Consider the following 22785-nt stretch of genomic DNA (forward strand, 5'->3'; position numbering starts at 1 on the left):
GCGCCCGCCCGATGTTGTACGACCCTACCGAGCACCGCATCCGCAGTTTCGTCACCCGTGCCGGCCGGCTTTCGATCGCCCAGGCGCGCGCGCTGGAAGAACTGGGGCCGAAATTTTTGATCGAATACGCCAAGGCGCCACTCGACTTCGAGCAAGCGTTCGGGCGCAAGGCGCCGGTAATCCTCGAGATCGGCTTCGGCATGGGCGACACCACGTCGCACATCGCCAGAAGCATGCCTGACAAGGATTTCATCGGCGTCGAAGTGCACACGCCGGGCGTCGGCAGCCTGCTCAAGCAGATCGGCGAGCAGGGGGTCACTAACCTGCGCCTGATCCAGCACGACGCGGTCGAGGTGCTCAACCAGATGATCCCCGACGCGTCATTGGCCGGCGTCCACGTCTTTTTTCCGGATCCGTGGCACAAGGCGCGCCACAACAAACGCCGCCTGCTGCAGCCGCCGTTAGTCAAGCTGCTGGCCGAGAAGCTCGCGCCCGGCGGCTACCTGCATTGCGCCACCGATTGGGAAGACTACGCGGTGCAGATGCTCGATGTGCTGGGGGCCGAGCCGCTGCTGCAAAACAGCGCCGAAGGGTATGCGCCGCAGCCGGCCTACCGTCCGCTCACAAAATTCGAAAACCGCGGCATCAAGCTCGGGCACGGCGTATGGGACCTGGTGTTTGCGAAAAAGTAAGCCCGATTCGTCGTTCGTCCCTGCGGCGCCGGCTCCAGATGGCATGCGGCGACAACGCAAGCGTGACGCCGCGTGACGCCGGGCCAAGCACCATCGCCGACATCGTCGTGCCAATCGAAGCGGCCAAATGAGGACGACGAGAAGTGGCCGAGCGTATCGGCAAGCTGGCGCACATTGTCTTCGCCACCGCCTACGACCAGTATGCGGTCGACGCGCGTAGTGCTGGCCGATTCCGAGGCGCTGCTGCGCGGGAGCGACGAAAAACTGCCGGTCAGCCGCACGTTCGCCCACCTGTTCAGGGACTGACGGCGATGTACTTATTTAAAATAATCAGAGCATTTCGCTGATCAGGGCGACGATCTCGTCGCCGTACGACACCAGCTTTTTTTCGCCCACGCCTGTTACGCCGCGCAGGTCCTGCAGCGACGTCGGCTTGACTTTGGCGATCTCGCGCAAGGTGGCGTCCACAAAAATCACATACGCCGGCACGCCATGGGAGCGCGCGGTCTCGACCCGCCACCAGCGCAGCTTCTCGAAAATGGCCTGCTCCGACTTCGACAGGTCCATCTCGACGTGGCCCTTGGCGGTGGAGGAGGTAGTAGCGCGCTTTTGCTTGACCGGCTTCTGGTACTGGCGCAGCTGCACCTTCTGGCCGCCCTTGAGCACCGGGCGCGCCGCGTCGGTCAGCTTCAATGAGCTGTAGACTTCATGGTCGACCGTCACCAGCCCGAGCGCGATGGTCTGGCGCAGGATGGCGCGCCATTCCGCTTCGGTTTTCTCGCTGCCGACGCCGTACACCGACAGCGAATCGTGGTGCCATTGGGTGATGCGGTCGGTCGACACGCCGCGCAGCACGTCGATCACGTGGCCGGCGGCGAAGCGCTGGTCGACCCGGTAGATCGCCGACAGCAGCTTTTGCACCGGCACGGTGGCGTCGAACGACACCGGCGGGACCAGGCAAGTATCGCAATTGCCGCACGGGCTCGAGCGTTCGCCGAAATATTCGAGCAAGCGCGTGCGCCGGCAGCTCATGGTCTCGCACAGCCCCAGCATGGCGTCGAGTTTGACCGACAGCACCCGCTTGAACGTTTCGTCGGCCTCGGACTCGTCGATCATGCGGCGCTGCAGCACCACGTCTTGCAGGCCGTACGCCATCCAGGCGCTGGCCGGCAGGCCGTCGCGCCCGGCGCGCCCGGTCTCCTGGTAGTAGCCCTCGATGCTCTTGGGCAGATCGAGGTGGCAGACAAAACGCACGTCCGGCTTGTCGATGCCCATGCCGAAGGCAATCGTCGCCACCATCACGATGCTTTCCTCGCGCAGGAAGCGCGACTGGTTGGCGCTGCGCTTTGGATACTCCATGCCGGCGTGGTAGGGCAGGGCGCGAATACCGTTCTCATTGAGGAATTCGGCCGTTTCCTCGACCTTCTTGCGCGACAGGCAGTAGACGATGCCGGCGTCGCCAACGTGTTCGGCGCTGATGAAGTCGAGCAGCTGCTTGCGCCCGTTGGCTTTCTCGACGATCTGGTAGCGGATGTTGGGGCGGTCGAACGACGAGACGAACTTGCGCGCGTCACCCAGCTGCAGGCGCAGCGCGATTTCGGTACGCGTCTGGTGGTCGGCGGTGGCGGTGAGCGCGATGCGCGGCACGTCCGGAAAACGCTCGTGCAGGATCGACAGCTTGATGTATTCGGGGCGGAAATCGTGGCCCCACTGCGACACGCAGTGCGCCTCGTCGATCGCGAACAGGGCGATCTTCGACGCTTCGAACAGCTCCAGGCAGCGCGGCGTCATCAAGCGCTCGGGCGCGACGTACACCAGGTCGATCTCGCCGGTGCGCACCAGCCGTTCGATGCGCATCGACTCTTCGAACGTCTGGGTCGAATTGAGGAAAGCGGCGCGCACGCCGACTTCGGCCAGCGCGTCGACCTGGTCTTGCATCAGCGCGATCAGCGGCGACACCACCACGCCGACGCCGTCGCGCAGCAGCGCCGGAATCTGGTAGCACAGCGACTTGCCGCCGCCGGTCGGCATCAGCACCAGCGCGTCGCCACCGCTGGCGACGTGTTCGACGATGTCGCCCTGCTGGCCGCGAAAGGCCGGGTAGCCGAACACGGTTTGCAGTTGTTCGAGGGCGCGCGCGCCGATGTCGCTACTCATGATATCAATCCGCCCACACGACCCAGTTGTAATGGGCAGTGGCGATGACGACAATGCCGAACACGATGCGGTACCAGGCAAACACGGTGAAGTCGTGCGTGCTGATGAAGCGCAGCAGCCAACGTACGCACAGGAACGCCGAAATAAAGGATGCGACGCCGCCGATGCCAAACAGCGGCAGGTCGGCCACGGATAGCAGTGCGCGGTCCTTGTAGACCGAATAGCCGGTGGCCGCCAGCAGGGTCGGGATGGCGAGGAAGAACGAAAACTCGGTGGAAGCCTTGCGCGACAGGCCGAACAGCATGCCGCCGATAATGGTGGCGCCCGAACGGCTGGTGCCCGGGATCAGCGCGAACGCCTGGGCGCAGCCGATCTTGAAGGCGTCCCTGATGGTCATGTCGTCGACCGACTCGATGCGGGCCAGTCCGACGCGGCTCTTGTTGCGCTTCTCGACCCACAGGATGACGATACCACCGACGATGAAGGCCAACGCCACCGGCACCGGCGAGAACAGGTGTTGCTTGATCATTTTGGCGAAGAACAGGCCGAGGACAGCGGCAGGCAGGAACGCGACGATCAGGTTGACGACGAATTTTTGCTGTTTCGGGTCGCTCGTCAGGCCGGCCAGCACGGCGCCGATGCGCACGCGAAATTCCCATATCACGGCCAGCATGGCGCCGGCCTGGATGGCGATTTCAAAGACCTTGACTTTTTCGCCAGTAAAGTTGAGCAGGCTGCCGGCCAGGATCAGGTGGCCGGTCGACGAGATCGGCAAGAACTCGGTGAAACCTTCGACCAGGCCCATGATGATGGCTTTGATCGCAAGAAGGATGTCCATGTATTATTTTTAGATGGGTAGTTTGGAATCTGGAATTTGCGAGCCGGAAAGCCGGCACTGCGCGGGGTCGAAGCTTACCACGAGCAAGCCTGTGGTGGCAGGCATGGCCGCAACGGCAGGCCTTGTTTTTCAGCAGGTCAACCGCTCCAGCGTGGCCAAAAACAGCATCGCGTGGGCGCGGTCGACGCCGCACATGTCAGGCGACGGCTGCAGGCTGGCGCAGACGGCCGGCCGGCCGGGGTGGCCGAAGATTTTGCAGCCATTGTCGTCACCCAACTGAACGCAGCGCACCCCGGCAGCTTTGCCGTTCGGCATGCCGGGGATGGCCGAGGAGATCGACGGGGCGGTACAGCAGGCGCCGCAGCCGGGGCGGCAACTGGCGGCATGGCTGGTGCTGGTGCTGGTCATGGTGATTGTCCTGGAAGTGGCGCCAGTATATACGATGACTTGGCTACGATGACTTGGCGGCGTCGCAGGGAGCGCAGTGCCGTCAAACAACAGTACAGGGCCCTTGCTGCATGCTTGACGGCACCTACCTGCGCGACTATATTATTCACTCGTCGTTAATGACCCGCAAGTAAGTTACCGGAAACACGCCAATGCAATGTCCGTTTGACACCAAGCCGCGCTGGGAGCGGCGCAAGGATGCGCGGCCGCAGGAATTGCTGGCGGCGGCGCTCGACCTGTTTGTCGAACGCGGCTTCGCCTCGACCCGGCTGGAAGACGTCGCCAAGTGCGCTGGCGTGTCGAAAGGCACGCTGTATCTTTACTTTACCAACAAGGAAGAGCTGTTCAAGGCGGTGGTGCGCGACAGCGTCGTGCCGGTGATCGGTCACGCCGAAGACATTATCGCCGGCTTCGACGGCCACAGCGCCGACTTGCTGCGCAGCGTAATGCATAACTGGTGGCAGCGCCTGGGAGCGGCCAAAGCCTCGGGTCTTACCAAGCTGATCATGGCTGAAGCCGGCAATTTTCCGGACATTGCCTGCTTTTACCAGGAAGAAGTGATCGCGCGCGGCACCCGGATGTTCGCCAGCATGCTCGAGCGCGCAGTGGTGCGCGGGGAATTTCGCCCGATCGACATCACCATCACGACCCAGGTGCTGATTGCGCCGATGCTGATGCTGCAAACCTGGAAGCACCCGGTGGGCCCGTGCGACCTTAATTCGCTCGACCCGATCGCTTTTATCGACGCCTTTCTCGACATGGCGCTGCACGGCTTGCTGCCCGAGCCCGCCGCGTGAATTGCCAAAACCGCCATATCGGTCTTGGCGGGCGTTCAACCCCTCCAAACTGCAGACTGTCGCAATTTTAGGCGATCTCGGCAGGCATGTCGTTAAGATGTGTGAACTGAGGCCATTCAACGATAAAATATCGGATTATCATTTCCACTTACCCGAGTCTCACATGAATATTCAGCAAGCCCGTTTCAATATGATCGAACAGCAGATCCGTCCTTGGAACGTGCTGGACCAGGACGTGCTCGATCTGCTGGTCGTCGTCAAGCGCGAGCAATTCGTGCCCGCGGCCTGCAAGAACCTCGCATTCGCCGACACCGAAATCCCGTTAGCGGGCGGCGAGGCGATGTTGACGCCGAAGCTCGAAGCGCGACTACTGCAGGAAGTGCAGCTGAAAAAACACGAGACGGTGCTGGAAATCGGCGCCGGCTCCGGCTACATGGCGGCGCTGCTGGCGCACAAGGGCCGGCACGTGACGACCGTCGAAATCCTGCCGGAACTCAAAGCGATGGCGCAGGCGAACCTGGCCAACGCCGGCGTGACCAACGTCACGGTCGAGCTGGGCAATGGCGCGCAAGGCTGGACCAATGGCGCACCGTTCGACGTGATCGTCATTTCGGGCGCGCTGGAAGTGCTGCCGGAAGCGTTTCTCAAGCAAGTGAAAGTGGGCGGGCGCATCGCCGCGATCCTGGGCATGGCGCCGGTGATGTCGGCCAGCATCATCACCCGTGTGTCGGAGACGGCGTACGACACGGTCAAGGTGTTCGAGACCAACGTCAAGTACCTGTCGTCGGCGACGACGCCGTCGCGCTTCAGGTTTTAAGCCGGGGCAGCCATGGAACACGTCACCGCTCTTGAGCTGGCCGCCCGGCTGGGCGACCCGTCGCGTCTGCGCCCGCTGCTGCTCGACGTGCGCGAGAACTGGGAATTCGCAACGTGCAGCATCGAAGGCTCGACCCTGATCCCGATGAACACGATACCGGCCCGCATCGAAGAACTCGACGAGGATGTCGAGATCGTCTGCATCTGCCATCACGGCGCGCGCAGCATGGCCGTCGCTGCCTTTTTGGAGCGCAACGGATTTGGTAAGGTAACGAATTTGACGGGCGGAATTCACGCCTGGGCTGTGCAGGTCGATCCGGCGATGTCGAAATACTAATAATAGCGCTGAAGCGGACGCACTTTTTAACTATTTTTATGATGTCTCGAACGGAGAAAGCAATGCAGAACCCCCTGATCGCCATGCTGATCGCCAGCGCTTTTGTTTCGCTCAACGCCCAGGCGGCCGACCTGATCCAGGTCTACCAGCAGGCGCTGGCGAACGACGCCGTGTATGCCAGTGCGCGCGCATCGCAGACAGCCGGCCGCGAGCGGATTGCGCAGGGGAAAGCAAGCTTGTTGCCGACGGTTGGCCTGTCGGGCAGCTATGTCCGCAACGACGGCAATTTTTCTCCGTTCAACGAAGGTGCGGTTGTTACCTCGCCGACGACCGGCGTGCCGGGTGCCGTGCGCAGCGGCGGCGCGGCCCTCAACACCAACCAATACACGCTGGCGCTGTCGCAGCCGCTGTTTCGCTGGGACCGCTGGCAGACCTACGAGCAAGGCAAGCTCCAGCAGTCGATCACGGAAGCCCAGTTTGCCCAGGCCCAGCAAGACCTGATCACGCGCGTCTCGCAGGCGTACTTCGACGTGCTGGCCGCACAGGACACGCTCGAATCGACGCGCGCGCAAAAGACCGCGACCACCGAGCAGCTGGCGTCGGCCAAGCGCAATTTCGAGGTCGGTACCCAGACCATCACCGACACCCACGAAGCGCAAGCTGCGTATGACTTGGTCGTGGCGCAGGAGTTTGCCGGCGTCAATGACCTGGAAAACAAGAAAAGCGCGCTGCAGGCGGTCATCGGCACCATGCCGGCCAGCCTGGCAACCTTGAAGGCCGGCGTTGCGCTGGCGTCACCGCAACCGGCGCTGATCGAGCCGTGGGTGTCGTCGGCCGAGAACCAGAACTATGGCGTGGTGGTGTCGCAGTTGTCGCTCGAAGTCGCCAAGCGCGAAATCGGCCGCCAGCGCTCGGGCCACTATCCGAGCCTCGACCTGGTCGCCAGTTCGACCCACAGCAAGGTCAGCGGCCAGACCTTGCAATCCGGTTCCTCCAACAACAACGCGGTTGGCGTGCAGTGGAGCGTGCCGATCTTCAACGGCTTTGCCGTGACCAGCCGGGTGCGCGAATCGATCGCGCTGGAAGACAAGGCGCGCAACGACCTGGAATCGACGCGGCGCAACGCGGCCCAGTCGGCGCGCCAGTCCTACCTCGGCGTCAACAGCGGCCTGGCGCAGGTAAAGGCACTGGAAGCGGCGGAAATTTCGAGCCAGTCGGCGCTGGAGTCGAACAAGCTCGGCTACCAGGTTGGCGTGCGGATCAATATCGACGTGCTCAATGCGCAGCGCCAGTTGTACTCGACCCGCCGCGACCTGTCGCGCGCGCGCTACGACACGATCATGAATGGCCTGCGCCTGAAAGCGGCGTCCGGGTCGCTGGCCGAAGGGGACCTGGTGCCGGTGAATAATCTGCTGCAGAAGTAACGCACTGGCTCATCCTGAGCGTCCTATCCCGCGTTCAGTCCCGCGCCGCCGGTGCCATCCTTGCGTTCGATGAGCTCGACCTTGTAGCCATCCGGATCGGTGACGAAAGCGATCACCGTGCTGCCGCCCTTGACCGGGCCCGGCGCGCGCGTGACGTTGCCGCCATGTGCGCGCACCAGTTCGCACGCAGCGTAGATGTCGTTGGCTGAAATGGCGATGTGGCCGTAGGCGGTGCCCATCTCGTACTTGTCCTCGCCGTAGTTGTACGTCAGCTCGAGCTCCGCATGGTCGGGGTTGTTGCCGTAGCCGACGAACGCCAGCGTGTACTTGTACTCGGGATTGTCGCTGGTGCGCAGCAGCTTCATGCCGAGCACCTTGGTATAGAAATCGATGGAGCGCTGCAGGTCGCCGACCCGTAACATGGTGTGCAAGATGCGCATCGTGAATCTTTCTGAAATGAGTCAAGAAGCACCGATTTTATGCGCTCCGGCGATTTCGTGCTGACCGGCTTAACCCTGTAGCCGCGCGTCGAGCGTGATGTTGGCGTTGAACAGTTTCGACACCGGACAATTTTCCTTGGCCTTGAGGGCGGCTGCATCGAATGCGTGCTGATTCGCGCCGGGAATCGACGCCACCAACGTCAGGTGAACGGCGCTGATCGAAAACCCGCCTTCCACTTTTTCGAGCGTCACGGTGGCCGTCGTGTTCATTTCCTTCGCCGTCATGCCGGCTTCGCCCAGCACGCCCGACAGCGCCATCGTGAAGCAGCCGGCGTGGGCGGCGGCGATCAGTTCCTCGGGATTGGTGCCCTTGCCGCCTTCGAAGCGGGAGTTGAAGCCGTAGGGCGCCTTGGCCAGCACGCCGCTCTCGGTCGATACGCTGCCGATGCCATCCTTGATGCCGCCGCTCCAGACGGCACTGCCACTTTTCTTGATGATCATGAGGTGCTCCTTTTTGTAAGAACCCCGTCCAGGCCGGATGGCTTGGACGGGGTGGGTTGAAAATTCGCCTTGATTTATTTATTTACTTCGCTGCCGGCGTCACCCGCCACACCACGTTGCCGACGTCGTCGGCGAGCAGGATCGCGCCGCCCTTGTCGACCGCCACCCCAACCGGCCGGCCCCACGCGTGGCCGGCGGGACTGAGGAAGCCGGTCAGCACGTCCTGCGGCGCAGCGCTCGGCTTGCCGCCGGCGAACGGCACGAACACCAGCTTGTAGCCGGAAGCCGGTTTGCGGTTCCACGAACCGTGTTGTCCCACCAGCGCGCCATTTTTAAAGTCCGGGAACAGCGCGCCGTTATAGAACGCCAGGCCGAGCGAAGCGGTGTGGGCGCCGAGGGCGTAGTCGGGCGAAATAGCTTTGGCCACCAGCTCGGGCCGGGCCGGCGTGATGCGGGTGTCGACATGCTGGCCGTAATAACTGTACGGCCAGCCATAGAACGCGCCTTCCTTTACCGACGTCATGTAGTCGGGCACCAGGTCGTTGCCGAGTTCATCGCGCTCGTTGACGCTGGTCCACAGCACCGCGTTGAACGGGTTGAAGCTCATGCCGACGGGATTGCGCAGGCCGCTCGCGAACACCCGGCTCTTGCCGCTGGCGCGGTTGATTTCCCAGATCGCGGCGCGGCCTTCTTCCTTGTCCATGCCGTTTTCGCCGATATTGCTGTTCGAGCCAACCGACACATACAGGCGCTTGCCGTCGGGACTGGCGACGATGTTCTTGGTCCAGTGGTGGTTGATACCGGCCGGCAGGTCGATTACCTTCTCGCCCTTGGCGGCGATCCGGGTTTCGCCCGTCTGGTAAGGAAAGCGCAGCACGGCATCGGCGTTGGCGATATACAGGTCGCTGCCGACCAGCGCCATGCCGAACGGTGAGTTGAGCCCTTCGAGGAAAATCGTCTTGCTGGCCGCCGCACCGTCGGCGCCGACGCCGCGCAGCAGCGTGATGCGGTTCGCCGAGGCCACCCCGGCACCGGCTCTTTTCATTTGGAACTTCGTCACCGCGGCCTTGATGCCGCTGGACTCCTTTTCGGTGGGCACCGGCTTGTTGGTTTCGGCCACCAGCACGTCGCCGTTCGGCAGCACGTACAGCCAGCGCGGGTGGTCCAGCCCGGCGGCGTAAGCAGTCACCGCCATGCCGCTGGCGGCGACCGGCGTGGCGCCCGCCGGCCAGCCTTCGGCCGGCGCCACGTTCACCGTCGGCAACAGCGTCTTTTGCGGGGCCGGCAGCACCGGGTTGGGGCCGAAGCCGACCGCATACGTTGGCACCGCGGTTTGCGCCACGGCGGCGGCGGCGATGGTCGACAGGGCGAGCGCCAAACCGGTGATTTTAATCATCCTGGTCATTGTCCAGGCTTGTCTTCAGTTGAATTAGGCGCAGCCTGGTCGCGCATGCCGTCCGCCGCATCTTGCAACGGCTTGGCCTGGCCGGATGGCCCGGCGGCCGGCGGGAGGCCTGGCATGCCGTGCATGTCGGTATCGACCAATCCCCGCTCGAGGTCGGCCGCGGCCTGCTTCATGACGCCGCGCGGCTCCTGGTCGACGCCTTCGGGCGACTCGTCGCGCTCGTGCGGCATGCGCTTGACGCCGTCGTCCTTGGTCGGCGCTGCAGTGTTGATCGTGGGGTGTTTCGGTTTGCTGTCCTTGCTGCTGGTGTTATCCATTCGAACCTCCTGTGATCTGTTGTACTAATTTTAAGACGGCAAGGGGAATCGGGGCGCGCAGTTGCCATTCATTGGCGCGAAGAAATAATAAAATTTTGCAAGTAAATGACGGATGATTTGGTCGCTGCGCCTGTACCTGACCCTCTCCTTCCTGTTGTTCGCGTTGTTCAAATGCGGGCCGAACGAACTGATGACGGCGCAGTCATCACCGACCAAGCTGGGCCGCTTTAATCCGGCGTGGCAGGCGGTGGCGCTATTTAAGGGCAGCTTTTTGCTTATATGCCGTATGCCATGTTCTGCCTGATGCCAGCGCTGGCCTTGTACCGGAAGCAGCTGTACCCGGGTTCAAGCCGGCACGACGGCGAACACATGTCGCCGTCGTGTTCGCTGCCGTATTCGCTGCCACTCTCGTTATCTGACCGGGGTGGCACGGGCGAGCAACACGGGAACCCCGCTTGCCGAAAAGCCGCGCTGCCCCCTATACTGGGAATGCATACAGTGACCGCCACCTACACAAGTGTGCGGTTTTTGGGTTAATCTGCTGCGTGTCGCCTCGTAGCATCCAGTGTCATCTACATAACCCCTTCGAAATTTTATGCCAACTACGCCTGCCCCGCAAAAAACCGTCGCGCTGGTGGTCCGACACAACACCGCCGACATCGAAAAACCGGTCGCCGGCATCGTCGATTACCTGCAAGGCGCCGGCTACCGCGTGGTGTTCGAAACGGAGACCGCGGCCCACCTCGGCCTGCCCGGCATCGCCGCCATGAGCGCGGCCGAGATCGGCCAAACGGCGTGCGCCGCCATCATCATGGGCGGCGACGGCACCATGCTCGGCATCGCGCGCCAGCTGGCGCCTTACGATGTGCCCTTGATCGGCATTAACCAAGGGCGGCTCGGCTTCATGACCGACATTCCGACCGAGCGCATGATCCCGGTGCTCGACGACATCTTGAGCGGCAAGTCGAAGGCGGAAAAGCGCACCTTGCTCGAAGGGCGGGTGATGCGTGCCGGCGTCACGATCACCTACGGGCTGGCGGTCAATGACGTGGTGGTGGCGCGCGGCGCCGGCGCCGGCATGGTCGAGCTGAAAGTGACGGTCGACGGCCACTTCATGTACAACCAGCGCTCCGACGGCCTGATCATCTCGACGCCGACCGGCTCGACCGCGTACGCGTTGTCGGCCGGCGGCCCGCTGCTGCACCCGAACCTGTCGGGCATCGTGCTGGTGCCGATTGCCCCGCACGCGCTGTCGAACCGGCCGATCGTGGTGCCTGACTCGAGCGAGATCGTGATCGAGATCGTCAGCGGGCGCGACGTCAGCGTCAACTTCGACATGCAGACTTTCGCCAGCCTGGTCCACGGCGACCAGATCACTATCTCGCGCTCGCCCAACTGCATCACGTTCCTGCATCCGGAAGGCTGGAGCTACTACGACACGCTGCGCGAAAAGCTGCACTGGAACGAATATCCGTCGGACGAGGGCAAGCTCACGTAAGCTGTTCGCCAACCCGCCAACCTACTGAATCGACACTCAATTGAAACCCGCATGCTGCGTACACTGACCATCCGCGATTTCGTCATCGTCGACACCATCGAACTTGAGTTCGCCAGCGGCTTTTCCGTCTTCACGGGCGAAACCGGCGCCGGCAAGTCGATCCTGATCGACGCGCTGCAACTGGCGCTGGGCGGGCGCGGTGACGCCTCGGTGGTGCGCGAAGGTGCCGCCAAGGCCGACATCAGCGCCGATTTTACCGTCAGCGCGGCCGCTGGCGCCTGGCTCGATCAGAACGAATTTTCCATCGAGGACGGCGGCGCGCTGTTGCGCCGCGTGATCGACAACGCCGGCCGCTCGAAAGCGTTCATCAACGGCATTGCCGCCACCGCCACCCAGCTGCGCGATCTCGGCGACATGCTGGTCGACATCCACGGCCAGCACGCCCACCAGTCGCTGCTCAAAAGCGAGGCCCAGCGCGCGTTGCTCGACAATCAGGCCGGCTTGCGCGACGCCGCCGCCGCCGCGCTGGCGCACGAAGTGGCCGCCATCCACAAGCAGTGGCGCGCCATGGTGCGCCAGCGCGAGGAATTCGAAAAAGACGCGCGCAACGTGCTGGCCGAGCGCGAGCGGCTCGAATGGCAGGTTGGCGAACTCGACAAGCTGGCGGTCAAGCCCGGCGAATGGGCCGACATCAGCAACGAGCACAGCCGCCTGTCGCACGCCGCCAGCCTGCTCGAAGGCGCCCAGGAAGCGCTGGCCGCGATTTCCGAATCGGACCACCCGATCCTGTCGCAACTGGCCGCGCTCAACACCAAGCTCGGCAAGCTGGTCGACGTCGACGCCGGCCTTCAAGGCGTGCTCGACTGCATGGAGCCGGCCCGCATCCAGCTGCAGGAAGCGGTGTACGCGCTCAACGACTACCTCGACCGGGTCGAGCTCGATCCCGAACGGCTGCGTCAGGTCGACGCGCGGCTGGAGGCCATCCACGGCACTGCCCGCAAGTTCCGGGTCACGCCCGACGAATTGCCGGACGAACACGCGTTGCTGTCGGCGCGCCTGCTGCAACTGGCCGACGCCACCGACCTCGACGGTTTGCGCAAGCAGGAAGCGCTGGTCGAGGCGCGCTACATGGAAGCGGCCGCCAAGTTGTCGAAGATCCGCGCCGCCGCCGCCAAACAGCTCGGCAGCCAGGTCACCGCCGCAATGCAGGAATTGAACATGACGGGCGGCAGGTTTGCCGTCGGCCTGAACCCGTGCGAACCGGGTTCGAGCGGCCTCGAGCAGGTCGAATTTCTGGTGGCCGGCCACGCCGGCGTCGCGCCGCGTCCGCTGGCAAAAGTTGCCTCCGGCGGCGAATTGGCGCGCATCGCGCTGGCCATTTCTGTCATCACCTCGAACGCCACCACCACGCCGACCCTGATTTTCGACGAGGTCGACAGCGGCATCGGCGGCGCCGTTGCCGAAGTGGTTGGCCGCTTGCTCAAACGCCTCGGCCAGCAGCGCCAGGTGCTGTGCGTGACCCACCTGCCGCAGGTCGCCAGCCAGGCCAATCAGCATTTCCAGGTCGCCAAGGGCACCACGCCAGCGGGCAAGACCGTCTCCCACATCGACGTGTTGGATAGCAAATCCCGGGTCGAAGAAGTCGCCCGCATGCTCGGCGGGCTCGAAATCACCGCGATCACCCGCAAGCACGCGCGCGAACTGCTGGCGTCTTGAACCACCAGAACGGCGGCATAAAATGCTTACTTACAAAGAGCAATTCCGGGGTCAGTTCCGACATTCGGGCACGAGCGGGACAGTAAACTCCTTTAGGTGGGGATCAGTACTTCCCCTCGCGGTTTCTGAACGGCTCAGGGTCTGACCTGCTTCTTGGGTCAGACCCCGGGGTTGACCTTGACGACGGCGCCAATGTGCGGTTTGGTTAAAAAACGTCATTTCGCGAGGTGGCGAATCTATAATAGCGGCCTTGCCTCCATTTTCCACACAGCCCTCCATGTCCTTCCGAAAAGAACCCCCTTTTATTCACGGCACCGTGGCCCGCAGCGCGGTCGTGCTGGTCAACCTTGGCACCCCCGACGAGCCGACACGCGGTGCGGTACGGCGCTACCTGAAGGAGTTCCTGTCGGACCCGCGGGTGGTTGAAATTCCGCGCCTGGTATGGTGGCTCATCCTGAACCTGATCATCCTGCCTTTCCGCTCGGGCAAGTCGGCGAAAAAGTATGAAAGCATCTGGACGCGCGAGGGCTCGCCCCTGAAAGTGCATACCCAGAAGCAGGCGACGCTGCTGCGCGGCGCGCTGGGCGAACGCGGCCACGACGCGCTGCGGGTGGTGATGGCGATGCGCTACGGCTCGCCGTCGCTGCCGGAAGTGCTCGACAAGCTGAAAGCCGAACATTGCGAGCGCGTGGTCATCCTGCCGGCCTACCCGCAATATTCGGGCACCACCACCGCGTCGATCTACGACGCCGTGTTCGCCCACTATGCGAAGGTGCGCAATATGCCCGAGCTGCGCATGGTGAAGCACTACCACGACCATGACAGCTACATCGATGCATTGCATGACAGCGTGCTGGCGTTCTGGGAAACCAACGGCCGCGGCCAGAAACTGCTGATGAGCTTTCACGGGGTGCCGAAGCGCACCCTGTTGCTGGGCGACCCTTACCATTGCGAATGCTACAAGACGGCGCGCCTGCTGGCGGCGAAGCTGCGCTTGAAACCGGACCAGTACGTCGTCACCTTCCAGTCGCGCTTCGGCAAGGCCGAGTGGCTGCAGCCGTACACCGCGCCGACCTTGCAGCAGCTGGCGCGCGACGGCATCGAGCGGATCGACGTGATCTGCCCGGGGTTTACCAGCGATTGCCTGGAAACGCTGGAAGAGATCGCGATGGAGGCGAAGCACGATTTCCTCGCCGCCGGCGGCAAGCAGTTCCACTACATCGCCTGCCTGAACGAAGATCCGTCGTGGATTGCCGGCTTTGCCGAAATCGCCGAGCAGCACCTGATCGGCTGGCCGACGATGATGACGCCGGCCCAGCGCGAGGCTGAAAAGAAGGACGCGGAAATCGGCCGCGAACGGGCGCTGGCGCTGGGCGCCGAGCGATGACGATCGAACCGGCGGTTCAGGACAGCGTCAGCTCGGCATAGCAGATCAACGCCATCGCAAAGATGGTGTAAGCGATGACGCTGGCGGTGATCAGTTGCAGTTTCATGAAGCCCTCCCTGGCACGTTCGCGGCACTCGGTGCGCCGCCAAGACGTTGTCAGGCAGATAGTAGGGCGTTAGCTCCTCTGGTAAAGATTCCGTTTCGTAAAACTTGTAACAACGCTTACATGTCGCCGAGCCGGCCTGCGGGCAAGAATCTCCCTTGAAACTGTAGGATATAACCCCATCTGCTCTCTCTGTTGTTAGCAAGACACGTCTAATTTAACGCTAAGTCATTGATTTTAGGAGTTTTTCGATGCAAGACCAAGAAAACCAGGAAGTTTCCCAGCCAATAGACGGCGAGGGTGAAGCGAATCAGGTAGCAGGCACCCCGGCGCTCAATGAGCTTGAACAGCAGCTGAGCGCGACCGAGGCCAAGCTGGCCGAGATGCACGATGCGTTCATGCGTGCCAAGGCGGAAGGCGAGAATATCCGCCGCCGCGCCCAGGAAGACGTCAGCAAGGCGCACAAGTTCGCCGTCGAGAGCTTTGCCGAGGCCATGCTGCCGGTACGCGACAGTCTCGAGATGGCATTGAAGGTCGAAGCGCCGTCGATCGAGTCGCTCAAGGAAGGCGTCGAAATGACGCTCAAGCAGATGACGTCCGCTTTCGAGAAAAATCGGCTGGTCGAAGTGATGCCGGCCCAGGGCGACAAGCTCGATCCGATGAAGCACCAGGCCGTGGCAGTGGTACCGGCCGACCAGGAAGCCAACACGGTAGTCAACGTATTGCAAAAAGGCTATATGATTGCCGACCGCCTGCTGCGCCCGGCGATCGTCACGGCCGCGCAAGCAAAATAAAAGCAAGGTGCGGCTTTGTAAGCTCTTGAAAGCGCACACTTGTTCCGCATATTTGACATATCTGAAACTTAGCACTTAAAAGGAAAAAAATCATGGGCAGAATTATCGGTATCGACTTGGGAACAACCAACTCCTGCGTCGCGATCATGGAAAATGGTCAACCAAAGGTAATCGAGAATGCGGAAGGCGCGCGCACGACGCCGTCGATCATTGCATATCAGGAAGATGGCGAGATCCTGGTTGGCGCGCCGGCGAAACGCCAGGCGGTCACCAACCCGAAGAACACCCTGTTTGCCGTCAAACGCCTGATCGGCCGCAAGTTTGACGAGAAAGAAGTTCAAAAAGACATCGGTCTGATGCCGTACGAAATCGTCAAAGCAGAAAATGGCGACGCCTGGATCGGCGTGCGTGGCAAGAAGCTGGCCTCCCAGCAAGTTTCCGCGGAAATCCTGCGCAAGATGAAGAAAACCGCCGAAGACTACCTTGGCGAAGAAGTCACCGAGGCGGTCATCACCGTGCCGGCTTACTTCAACGACTCCCAGCGCCAGGCTACCAAGGACGCCGGTCGCATCGCCGGCCTGGACGTCAAGCGCATCATCAACGAGCCGACCGCGGCCGCACTGGCGTTCGGCCTGGACCGCACCGACAAGGGCGACCGCAAGATCGCCGTGTACGACCTCGGCGGCGGCACGTTCGACATCTCCATCATCGAGATCGCCAACGTCGACGGCGAAAAGCAGTTCGAAGTGCTGTCGACCAATGGCGACACTTTCCTCGGCGGCGAAGATTTCGACCAGCGCATCATCGATTACATCATCGACGAGTTCAAGAAAATCAACGGCCTCGACCTGAAAAAAGATCCTATCGCCCTGCAGCGCATCAAGGCTTCGGCCGAGCGCGCCAAGATCGAACTGTCGTCGGCCGCGCAAACGGAAATCAACGAGCCGTACATCGCCATGGCGAACGGCGCGCCGGTCCACCTGACGCTGAAAATGACCCGTGCCAAGCTCGAGTCGCTGGTCGAGGAACTGATCGCCGCCACCATCGAGCCATGCCGGGTGGCAATCAAGGACGCCGGCGTCAAGGTAACCGACATCGACGACATCATTTTGGTTGGCGGCATGACGCGCATGCCGAAGGTGCAGGAAAAGGTCAAGGAATTTTTCGGCAAGGAGCCGCGCAAGGACGTCAACCCGGACGAAGCGGTGGCGGTTGGCGCGGCGATCCAGGGCTCGGTGCTGTCGGGCGAGCGCAAGGATTTGCTGCTGCTCGACGTGACGCCATTGTCGCTGGGTATCGAAACCCTGGGCGGCGTGATGACCAAGATGATTCACAAGAACACCACAATCCCGACCAAGTTCTCGCAAGTGTTCTCGACCGCCGACGACAATCAGCCTGCGGTGACGATCAAGGTCTACCAGGGCGAGCGCGAAATCGCTGTCGGCAACAAAGGCCTGGGCGAATTTAACCTCGAAGGCATCCCGCCGGCATCGCGCGGCACGCCGCAGATCGAAGTGACGTTCGACATCGACGCCAACGGCATTTTGCACGTCGGCGCAAAAGACAAGGCCACCGGCAAAGAGAACAAGATCACGATCAAGGCAAACTCCGGCCTGACCGAAGCGGAAATCCAGAAAATGGTCAAAGACGCCGAGCTCAACGCCGAAGAAGATCACAAGCTGCGCGAGCTGGCCGAGTCACGCAATCAGGCCGACGCGCTGGTGCACTCGACCAAAAAATCGCTCACCGAATACGGCGACAAGTTAGAGGCCGGCGAGAAGGAAGCCATCCAGGGCGCGATCACCGCGTTGGAGACGTCGCTCAAATCGGCTGACAAGGCCGAGATCGACGCCAAGGTGGCGGCGCTGTCGACCGCATCGCAAAAGCTGGGCGAGAAGATGTATGCCGACCAGCAAGCGCAGCAGCAGGCCGGCGCGGGTGCGGAAGGCAGCGGCCAGCAGCAAGCCGGCGGCACTGACGCCGGCGGCAAGCAGGACGACGTCGTCGACGCCGACTTCAAGGAAGTCAAAGACGCCAAGTAATCCCGCAAGCGGGTTGTAGTAGAATGCCGAGCCGCTCAACCGGCTCGGTTTTTTTACATATTAAGATCAAGTAGTCAGACAGACAGCAAGGTGCCAAAAAATGGCAAAACGTGATTTTTACGAGATCCTCGGGGTCGCCAAGAACGCTTCCGAGGAAGAAATCAAGAAGTCGTATCGCAAGCTGGCGATGAAATACCATCCGGACCGCAATCCGGACAACAAGGAATCGGAAGAAAAGTTCAAGGAAGTCAAGGAAGCGTACGAGATGCTGACCAACCCGGAAAAGCGCGAAGCGTATGACCGCCACGGTCACGCCGGCGTCGATCCGAACATGGGCGGCGGCGGCCAGGGCGGCTTCGCCGACAGCTTCGGCGACATCTTTGGCGATATCTTCGGCGGCGGCGCCGGGCGCGGGCGCGGTGCCGGCCCGCAGGTGTACCGCGGCGCCGACCTGCGCTACAACCTCGAGATCACCCTCGAGCAGGCCGCGCACGGCTTTGACACTACCATCCGGGTGCCGAGCTGGGACAAGTGCGACACCTGCCACGGCAGCGGCGCCAAACCGGGCACGTCGCCAACCACCTGCACCACTTGTGCCGGCCACGGCCAGGTGCGCATGCAGCAAGGCTTCTTCAGCATCCAGCAAACGTGCCCGAAATGCCATGGCAGCGGCAAGGTCGTCACCGATCCGTGCGCGCCATGCGGCGGCGCCGGACGCATCAAGCGCAACAAGACGCTGGAAGTGAAAATTCCGGTCGGCATCGACAACGGCATGCGGATCCGCTCGTCGGGCAACGGCGAGCCGGGCACCAACGGCGGCCCGCCGGGCGACCTGTATGTGGAAATCCACATCAAGCCGCACGCGGTGTTCCAGCGCGAAGGCGATGACCTGCATTGCGAAATGCCGATCTCGTTCGTCAAGGCGACCTTGGGCGGCGACATCGAAGTGCCGACATTGTCGGGCAAGGTATCGTTTACGATCCCCGAAGGCACGCAGTCGGGCAAGACGTTCCGCCTGAAGGCCAAGGGCATCAAGGGCGTGCGCTCCGGTTACGCGGGCGATTTGTTCTGCCACGTCGCCGTCGAAACCCCGGTCAAGCTGACCGACAAGCAAAAAGACCTGCTGAAGGAATTCGAGCGCCTGACGGTCGAGGGCGGCTCCAAGCACAGTCCGCAAAGCAAGGGCTGGATGGACAAGGTCAAGGATTTTTTCGAATAAGACCCCATTGAACCGCTGAGCAAGGCTAGCGCCCCTCAGCGGTTTTTTTTCGCGAACAGGAATACTAATGACACAAGTAAGAGGCAGTGGTCTCACCACCGACGAATTGTTCGAGCGCAACCGCAACTGGGCGGCGGCAATGGTAGCCAGGGACCCCGAATTTTTCAAGGCGCTGGCCGCACAGCAGTCGCCCGAGTACCTGTGGATCGGCTGCTCCGACAGCCGGGTGCCTGCCAATGAGCTGCTGGGCCTGGCGCCGGGCGAGCTGTTCGTTCACCGCAACATCGCCAACGTGGTGGTCCATTCCGATTTGAATTGCCTGACCGTGCTGCAATTCGCCATCGACGTGCTGAAGGTCAAGCACATCATCGTTTGCGGCCATTACGGCTGTTCCGGCGTGCACGCGGCAATGACCAACCAGCGCGTCGGCCTGGCCGACAACTGGCTGCGCCACGTCCAGGACGTGCACCAGAAGCACGAGAAATACCTTGGCGAAGCGATGCCGGTCAGGGACCGCGCCAACCGCCTGTGCGAGCTGAACGTGACCGAACAGGTCATCAACGTGGCGCAAACGACCGTGGTGCGCGACGCCTGGGAGCGCGGCCAGAAGCTGAGCGTGCACGGCTGGGTGTACGGCTTGCACGACGGCTTGCTGCGCGACCTCGGCATGAGCGTGGGCAGCATCGAGGAACTCGCCCCAAAACTTGAAGTGCGCCTGGCTTCCTACGAGGCCTAAAGCGATGGCCACCGAACTGACGGGCCTGCGCGACATGGTGCGCCAGTTCGTCGACGAGCGCGACTGGGACCAGTTTCACACGCCGAAGAATCTGTCGGCGGCGCTGACGGTGGAAGCGGCCGAACTGCTGGAACACTTCCAGTGGCTGGCGCGCGGCGATGCGGTGGAACTGGGCCCAAACAAGCTGGCGCAGGTGCGTCACGAGATGGCCGACGTGCTGGTGTACTTGATCCGGCTGGCCGACAAGCTCGACGTCGATTTACACGCGGCGGTGCTGGAAAAGATGGTGCTGAATCGCGCCAAATATCCGGCCGACAAGGTGCGCGGGGATGCGCGCAAGTATTCGGAGTATCCAGGCGAGTAGGTGCCGAATGATGCTCGCGAACCCGGTGACCCAGTTTGCCCGATTAGTTGATCATCTTTTTAACGGACGAAGCCAGGCATTGTCGATATTGCCGAAAAATTGGGTCCCCCGCATTCGCGAGGACGACGTGTCAGGGGGCTGTTTAAATCCCGCCCATGCAAATATATTTCATCACCAGATAATCATCCATCCCGTACTTCGAGCCTTCTCGCCCCAGGCCGGACTGCTTGACCCCGCCGAACGGCGCGATCTCGTTCGAGATCAGCCCGGTATTGACGCCCACCATGCCGCTCTCGAGCGCTTCTGCCACCCGCCACACGCGGCCGATGTCGCGCGAATAAAAATACGCCGCCAGGCCGAACTCGGTGTCGTTCGCCATGGCGATCACTTCCGCTTCGGTTTTAAAACGGAACAGCGGCGCCAGCGGGCCGAAGGTTTCTTCGGTCGCCACCAGCATGCTGGCGTCGACGTCGGCCAGAATGGTCGGCTGAAAAAAACTGTGGCCGAGCGCGTGGCGCTTGCCGCCGGCGATCAGGCGCGCGCCTTTCGACAGCGCGTCGGCGATGTGCTGCTCGACCTTGACGACGGCTTTTTCTTCGATCAGCGGTCCTTGCGTGACGCCCGCTTGCTGGCCGTTGCCGACTTTTAGCTTGGCTACCGCGGCGACCAGTTTGTCGGCGAACTGGTCGTAGACGCCGTCCTGCACGTACAGCCGGTTGGCGCACACGCACGTCTGGCCGGCGTTGCGGTATTTGGAGGCGATCGCGCCCTCGACGGCGGCGTCGATGTCGGCGTCGTCGAAGACGATGAACGGCGCGTTGCCGCCCAGTTCGAGCGACAGCTTCTTGATGGTCGGTGCCGACTGCGCCATCAATAGACGGCCGACCTGGGTCGAACCGGTAAAGCTCACCTTGCGCACGATCGGATTGCTGGTCATCTCCAAGCCGATCGACTTCGAGTCGCCGGTGATGACGGAAAACACGCCTTTCGGTACGCCTGCGCGCTCGGCCAGCACCGCCAGCGCGATGGCCGAAAACGGCGTCAGCTCGGCCGGCTTGACGACGATCGGACAGCCGGCGGCCAGCGCCGGGCCGACCTTGCGGGTAATCATCGCGGCAGGAAAATTCCACGGCGTAATCGCCGCGCACACGCCGATCGGCTCGCGCGTGACGACCGTGCGGCGATCAAGCCATGGCGACTGCAAGGTGTCGCCCTCGATCCGCTTGGCCTGTTCGCCGAACCACTCGAAGAACGAGGCGGCGTAGGCCACTTCGCCTTTTGCTTCCGGCAAAGGTTTACCTTGCTCGGCGGTCATGATCAGCGCCAGGTCGTCGGCGTTTTCCAGCATCAGGTCGTTCCACTTGCGCAGGATAAGGCTGCGTTCCTTGGCCGTCGTCTTGCGCCAGGCCGGCCAGGCGGCGTTGGCGGCGTCGATCGCCCGCTTCGTTTCAACCGCGCCCATGTGCGGCACGGTGCCGATCGATTCGCCGGTGGCCGGATTGGTCACCGTGATGGTGGAAGCGTCGTCGGCGTCGCACCACTCGCCGTTGATGTAGGACTGCTGGCGCAGCAGGGAAGGGTCTTTCAGGTTCAGCATATCGCTTCCTCAATCATGGTGAAAATTCATCGCAGAACGTCATAGTAGCCTTTTTTTGCCGTGCCGCGCCGCACCGGCCGGGCTTGGCACGGCGGTTGGTGTTGCCAATGGCGGCCGTAAGCAGGTATTCTTTTAATAACGCGCGGCTCGGACCAGTGCAAAGCTGTACGTTTGATCTCGATCAACAACTGTTTCGCATAAATGTCGCTTTCGATTTATCATGGTCCGAGTGCGACAACAATTGATCAGGTAGACCTCATGCTCCGTCCCATTGTCCTAGTTCCAGCCTGCACCTGCGATATCGGTTCCCACCAGTTTCACACGGTGCAAGCCAAATACGTCGAAGCCGTCGTCAAGGGGGCCGGCTGCGCGCCCCTGATCCTGCCAGCGCTGGGCGCTGAACTCGAACTCGAGACCATGCTCGGCGCCTGCGACGGCATCTTGCTGACCGGCTCGGCCTCCAACGTCCACCCCAGCCATTATGCGCAAGAAGTGCTCGATCCCGCACTGCCGCAGGACCCGGCGCGCGACGCCACCACCATGCCGCTGATTCGCGCCGCGATCCGGCGCGGCATCCCGATCCTGGCGATCTGCCGCGGCTTCCAGGAGATGAACGTCGCTCTCGGCGGCAGCCTGCACCAGGCGCTGCACGGCGTCGAAGGCTTGATGGATCACCGCGAAAACCCCGATCATCCGCTCGATCAGCAGTACGGCATCGCCCACACGGTGACGTTGGTGCCGGGCGGGGTGTTGGCGCGCATCCTCGGCCCGGCGGACATCGGCGTCAATTCGCTGCACGGGCAGGGCGTCAACCTGCTTGCCGGCGGGCTGGCGGTCGAGGCGCGCGCCGCCGACGGCGTCGTCGAGGCGTTCTCGGTGACCGGCTCGCCCGGCTTTACCCTGGCGCTGCAGTGGCATCCCGAATGGGCGCTGGCCGACAACCCGGTGTCGCTGCGGCTGTTCGACGCCTTCGGCCAGGCCTGCCGCTCCTATCTCGCCGCGCGCGGGAGGCCAGCATGAGCGGCATGAGCAGCATGGGCCTGTGCGACCAATGGGCCGCCTTTGGCGTGCCTTAGCTGCCGTGACGTTTCTTTGCTCCCACATCCCTAGCGCTTGCGGCCGCAGCTGCCGCGGCCCGAACCAGACAAATGAGAGAGA

Annotated in this window: 23 protein-coding genes; 14 read left to right on the plus strand and 9 right to left on the minus strand. The window is 62.5% G+C overall.

What is annotated here, in order from left to right:
- The first annotated feature begins 11 nt into the window (after nt 1-11).
- Entirely contained in the window at nt 12-692 is a 681-nt protein-coding gene (gene trmB / locus CR103_RS00595; RefSeq protein ID WP_099914069.1) for a tRNA (guanosine(46)-N7)-methyltransferase TrmB, read from the plus strand.
- A 330-nt stretch (nt 693-1022) separates the two neighbouring features.
- On the opposite strand, the gene recQ is transcribed toward trmB, so the two are convergent.
- The 3 genes from recQ to CR103_RS00615 form a co-directional block, all read right to left on the minus strand.
- Nucleotides 1023-2849: a DNA helicase RecQ gene (recQ, locus tag CR103_RS00605; protein WP_099914070.1), complete on the minus strand. Its 1827-nt coding sequence runs from the start codon at nt 2847-2849 to the stop codon at nt 1023-1025.
- A gap of 4 nt (nt 2850-2853) precedes the next feature.
- On the minus strand, nt 2854-3687 hold the full coding sequence (locus CR103_RS00610) for an undecaprenyl-diphosphate phosphatase (RefSeq protein ID WP_099914071.1): 834 nt from the start codon (nt 3685-3687) through the stop codon (nt 2854-2856).
- A gap of 129 nt (nt 3688-3816) precedes the next feature.
- A complete protein-coding gene (locus tag CR103_RS00615; protein WP_099914072.1) occupies nt 3817-4095 on the minus strand; it encodes a YkgJ family cysteine cluster protein in 279 nt (92 codons plus the stop codon).
- Between the two features lie 191 nt (nt 4096-4286).
- On the opposite strand from CR103_RS00615, the gene CR103_RS00620 reads away from it, so the two are divergent.
- The 4 genes from CR103_RS00620 (at nt 4287) to CR103_RS00635 (ending at nt 7508) form a co-directional block, all read left to right on the plus strand.
- Nucleotides 4287-4931 carry a TetR/AcrR family transcriptional regulator gene (locus tag CR103_RS00620; protein WP_099914073.1) on the plus strand — a complete coding sequence of 215 codons (645 nt, stop codon included), beginning with the start codon at nt 4287-4289 and terminating at the stop codon, nt 4929-4931.
- A 163-nt stretch (nt 4932-5094) separates the two neighbouring features.
- The gene (locus CR103_RS00625) at nt 5095-5748 is read left to right on the plus strand and encodes a protein-L-isoaspartate O-methyltransferase family protein (protein ID WP_099914074.1); all 654 of its coding nucleotides are present in this window, start codon (nt 5095-5097) and stop codon (nt 5746-5748) included.
- Nucleotides 5749-5760: 12 nt separating this feature from the next.
- Nucleotides 5761-6084: a rhodanese-like domain-containing protein gene (locus CR103_RS00630; protein ID WP_099914075.1), complete on the plus strand. Its 324-nt coding sequence runs from the start codon at nt 5761-5763 to the stop codon at nt 6082-6084.
- 62 nt (nt 6085-6146) lie between these two features.
- Nucleotides 6147-7508 (plus strand): TolC family outer membrane protein, encoded by a 1362-nt coding sequence (locus CR103_RS00635; protein WP_099914076.1) that lies wholly within the window; start codon nt 6147-6149, stop codon nt 7506-7508.
- 23 nt (nt 7509-7531) lie between these two features.
- Here CR103_RS00635 and gloA read toward each other — a convergent pair whose 3' ends face one another.
- The 5 genes from gloA to CR103_RS24035 form a co-directional block, all read right to left on the minus strand.
- Entirely contained in the window at nt 7532-7948 is a 417-nt protein-coding gene (gene gloA / locus CR103_RS00640) for a lactoylglutathione lyase (protein WP_099914077.1), read from the minus strand.
- A 69-nt stretch (nt 7949-8017) separates the two neighbouring features.
- Nucleotides 8018-8449: an OsmC family protein gene (locus CR103_RS00645; protein ID WP_099914078.1), complete on the minus strand. Its 432-nt coding sequence runs from the start codon at nt 8447-8449 to the stop codon at nt 8018-8020.
- Between the two features lie 82 nt (nt 8450-8531).
- Nucleotides 8532-9854 carry a PQQ-dependent sugar dehydrogenase gene (locus CR103_RS00650; protein ID WP_229442562.1) on the minus strand — a complete coding sequence of 441 codons (1323 nt, stop codon included), beginning with the start codon at nt 9852-9854 and terminating at the stop codon, nt 8532-8534.
- Nucleotides 9851-10171, minus strand: a complete 321-nt coding sequence (locus CR103_RS23125) for a hypothetical protein (RefSeq protein ID WP_229442576.1) — start codon at nt 10169-10171, stop codon at nt 9851-9853. Before CR103_RS23125 ends, CR103_RS00650 begins: the two co-directional genes overlap by 4 nt.
- Before the next feature lie 275 nt (nt 10172-10446).
- Complete coding sequence (locus tag CR103_RS24035) at nt 10447-10680, minus strand: hypothetical protein (protein WP_370659403.1); 234 nt, start codon at nt 10678-10680, stop codon at nt 10447-10449.
- An 86-nt stretch (nt 10681-10766) separates the two neighbouring features.
- Here CR103_RS24035 and CR103_RS00665 point away from each other — a divergent pair, with 86 nt between their 5' ends.
- The 8 genes from CR103_RS00665 (at nt 10767) to CR103_RS00700 (ending at nt 20030) form a co-directional block, all read left to right on the plus strand.
- Entirely contained in the window at nt 10767-11669 is a 903-nt protein-coding gene (locus CR103_RS00665) for an NAD kinase (RefSeq protein WP_099914080.1), read from the plus strand.
- Nucleotides 11670-11720: 51 nt separating this feature from the next.
- Nucleotides 11721-13385: a DNA repair protein RecN gene (gene recN / locus CR103_RS00670; protein WP_099914081.1), complete on the plus strand. Its 1665-nt coding sequence runs from the start codon at nt 11721-11723 to the stop codon at nt 13383-13385.
- Between the two features lie 277 nt (nt 13386-13662).
- On the plus strand, nt 13663-14772 hold the full coding sequence (gene hemH, locus CR103_RS00675; RefSeq protein WP_099914082.1) for a ferrochelatase: 1110 nt from the start codon (nt 13663-13665) through the stop codon (nt 14770-14772).
- 354 nt (nt 14773-15126) lie between these two features.
- Nucleotides 15127-15669, plus strand: coding sequence for a nucleotide exchange factor GrpE (gene grpE, locus CR103_RS00680; protein WP_099914083.1), 543 nt, complete (start codon nt 15127-15129; stop codon nt 15667-15669).
- A 92-nt stretch (nt 15670-15761) separates the two neighbouring features.
- Nucleotides 15762-17711 carry a molecular chaperone DnaK gene (gene dnaK / locus CR103_RS00685; RefSeq protein ID WP_099914084.1) on the plus strand — a complete coding sequence of 650 codons (1950 nt, stop codon included), beginning with the start codon at nt 15762-15764 and terminating at the stop codon, nt 17709-17711.
- Between the two features lie 100 nt (nt 17712-17811).
- Nucleotides 17812-18930 (plus strand): molecular chaperone DnaJ, encoded by a 1119-nt coding sequence (dnaJ, locus tag CR103_RS00690; RefSeq protein ID WP_099914085.1) that lies wholly within the window; start codon nt 17812-17814, stop codon nt 18928-18930.
- A 67-nt stretch (nt 18931-18997) separates the two neighbouring features.
- Nucleotides 18998-19666: a carbonate dehydratase gene (can, locus tag CR103_RS00695; protein ID WP_099914086.1), complete on the plus strand. Its 669-nt coding sequence runs from the start codon at nt 18998-19000 to the stop codon at nt 19664-19666.
- Between the two features lie 4 nt (nt 19667-19670).
- Nucleotides 19671-20030, plus strand: a complete 360-nt coding sequence (locus CR103_RS00700) for a nucleotide pyrophosphohydrolase (RefSeq protein WP_099914087.1) — start codon at nt 19671-19673, stop codon at nt 20028-20030.
- A 142-nt stretch (nt 20031-20172) separates the two neighbouring features.
- Here the strand turns inward: CR103_RS00700 and gabD are convergent, their stop codons facing one another.
- Nucleotides 20173-21627 carry an NADP-dependent succinate-semialdehyde dehydrogenase gene (gene gabD, locus CR103_RS00705; RefSeq protein ID WP_099914088.1) on the minus strand — a complete coding sequence of 485 codons (1455 nt, stop codon included), beginning with the start codon at nt 21625-21627 and terminating at the stop codon, nt 20173-20175.
- Nucleotides 21628-21885: 258 nt separating this feature from the next.
- Here gabD and CR103_RS00710 point away from each other — a divergent pair, with 258 nt between their 5' ends.
- Complete coding sequence (locus CR103_RS00710; protein ID WP_099914089.1) at nt 21886-22647, plus strand: gamma-glutamyl-gamma-aminobutyrate hydrolase family protein; 762 nt, start codon at nt 21886-21888, stop codon at nt 22645-22647.
- The last annotated feature ends 138 nt before the right edge of the window (nt 22648-22785 follow it).

The sequence above is a fragment of the Massilia psychrophila genome (assembly GCF_002760665.1).
Classification (GTDB): Bacteria; Pseudomonadota; Gammaproteobacteria; order Burkholderiales; family Burkholderiaceae_D; genus JAFCUW01.

Coding starts and splice junctions, on each gene's coding strand:
- trmB (WP_099914069.1), top strand. CDS start 12: ATGTTGTACGACCCTACCGAGCACCGCATCCGCAGTTTCGTCACCCGT.
- recQ (WP_099914070.1), bottom strand. CDS start 2,849: ATGAGTAGCGACATCGGCGCGCGCGCCCTCGAACAACTGCAAACCGTG.
- CR103_RS00610 (WP_099914071.1), bottom strand. CDS start 3,687: ATGGACATCCTTCTTGCGATCAAAGCCATCATCATGGGCCTGGTCGAA.
- CR103_RS00615 (WP_099914072.1), bottom strand. CDS start 4,095: ATGACCAGCACCAGCACCAGCCATGCCGCCAGTTGCCGCCCCGGCTGC.
- CR103_RS00620 (WP_099914073.1), top strand. CDS start 4,287: ATGCAATGTCCGTTTGACACCAAGCCGCGCTGGGAGCGGCGCAAGGAT.
- CR103_RS00625 (WP_099914074.1), top strand. CDS start 5,095: ATGAATATTCAGCAAGCCCGTTTCAATATGATCGAACAGCAGATCCGT.
- CR103_RS00630 (WP_099914075.1), top strand. CDS start 5,761: ATGGAACACGTCACCGCTCTTGAGCTGGCCGCCCGGCTGGGCGACCCG.
- CR103_RS00635 (WP_099914076.1), top strand. CDS start 6,147: ATGCAGAACCCCCTGATCGCCATGCTGATCGCCAGCGCTTTTGTTTCG.
- gloA (WP_099914077.1), bottom strand. CDS start 7,948: ATGCGCATCTTGCACACCATGTTACGGGTCGGCGACCTGCAGCGCTCC.
- CR103_RS00645 (WP_099914078.1), bottom strand. CDS start 8,449: ATGATCATCAAGAAAAGTGGCAGTGCCGTCTGGAGCGGCGGCATCAAG.
- CR103_RS00650 (WP_229442562.1), bottom strand. CDS start 9,854: ATGACCAGGATGATTAAAATCACCGGTTTGGCGCTCGCCCTGTCGACC.
- CR103_RS23125 (WP_229442576.1), bottom strand. CDS start 10,171: ATGGATAACACCAGCAGCAAGGACAGCAAACCGAAACACCCCACGATC.
- CR103_RS00665 (WP_099914080.1), top strand. CDS start 10,767: ATGCCAACTACGCCTGCCCCGCAAAAAACCGTCGCGCTGGTGGTCCGA.
- recN (WP_099914081.1), top strand. CDS start 11,721: ATGCTGCGTACACTGACCATCCGCGATTTCGTCATCGTCGACACCATC.
- hemH (WP_099914082.1), top strand. CDS start 13,663: ATGTCCTTCCGAAAAGAACCCCCTTTTATTCACGGCACCGTGGCCCGC.
- grpE (WP_099914083.1), top strand. CDS start 15,127: ATGCAAGACCAAGAAAACCAGGAAGTTTCCCAGCCAATAGACGGCGAG.
- dnaK (WP_099914084.1), top strand. CDS start 15,762: ATGGGCAGAATTATCGGTATCGACTTGGGAACAACCAACTCCTGCGTC.
- dnaJ (WP_099914085.1), top strand. CDS start 17,812: ATGGCAAAACGTGATTTTTACGAGATCCTCGGGGTCGCCAAGAACGCT.
- can (WP_099914086.1), top strand. CDS start 18,998: ATGACACAAGTAAGAGGCAGTGGTCTCACCACCGACGAATTGTTCGAG.
- CR103_RS00700 (WP_099914087.1), top strand. CDS start 19,671: ATGGCCACCGAACTGACGGGCCTGCGCGACATGGTGCGCCAGTTCGTC.
- gabD (WP_099914088.1), bottom strand. CDS start 21,627: ATGCTGAACCTGAAAGACCCTTCCCTGCTGCGCCAGCAGTCCTACATC.
- CR103_RS00710 (WP_099914089.1), top strand. CDS start 21,886: ATGCTCCGTCCCATTGTCCTAGTTCCAGCCTGCACCTGCGATATCGGT.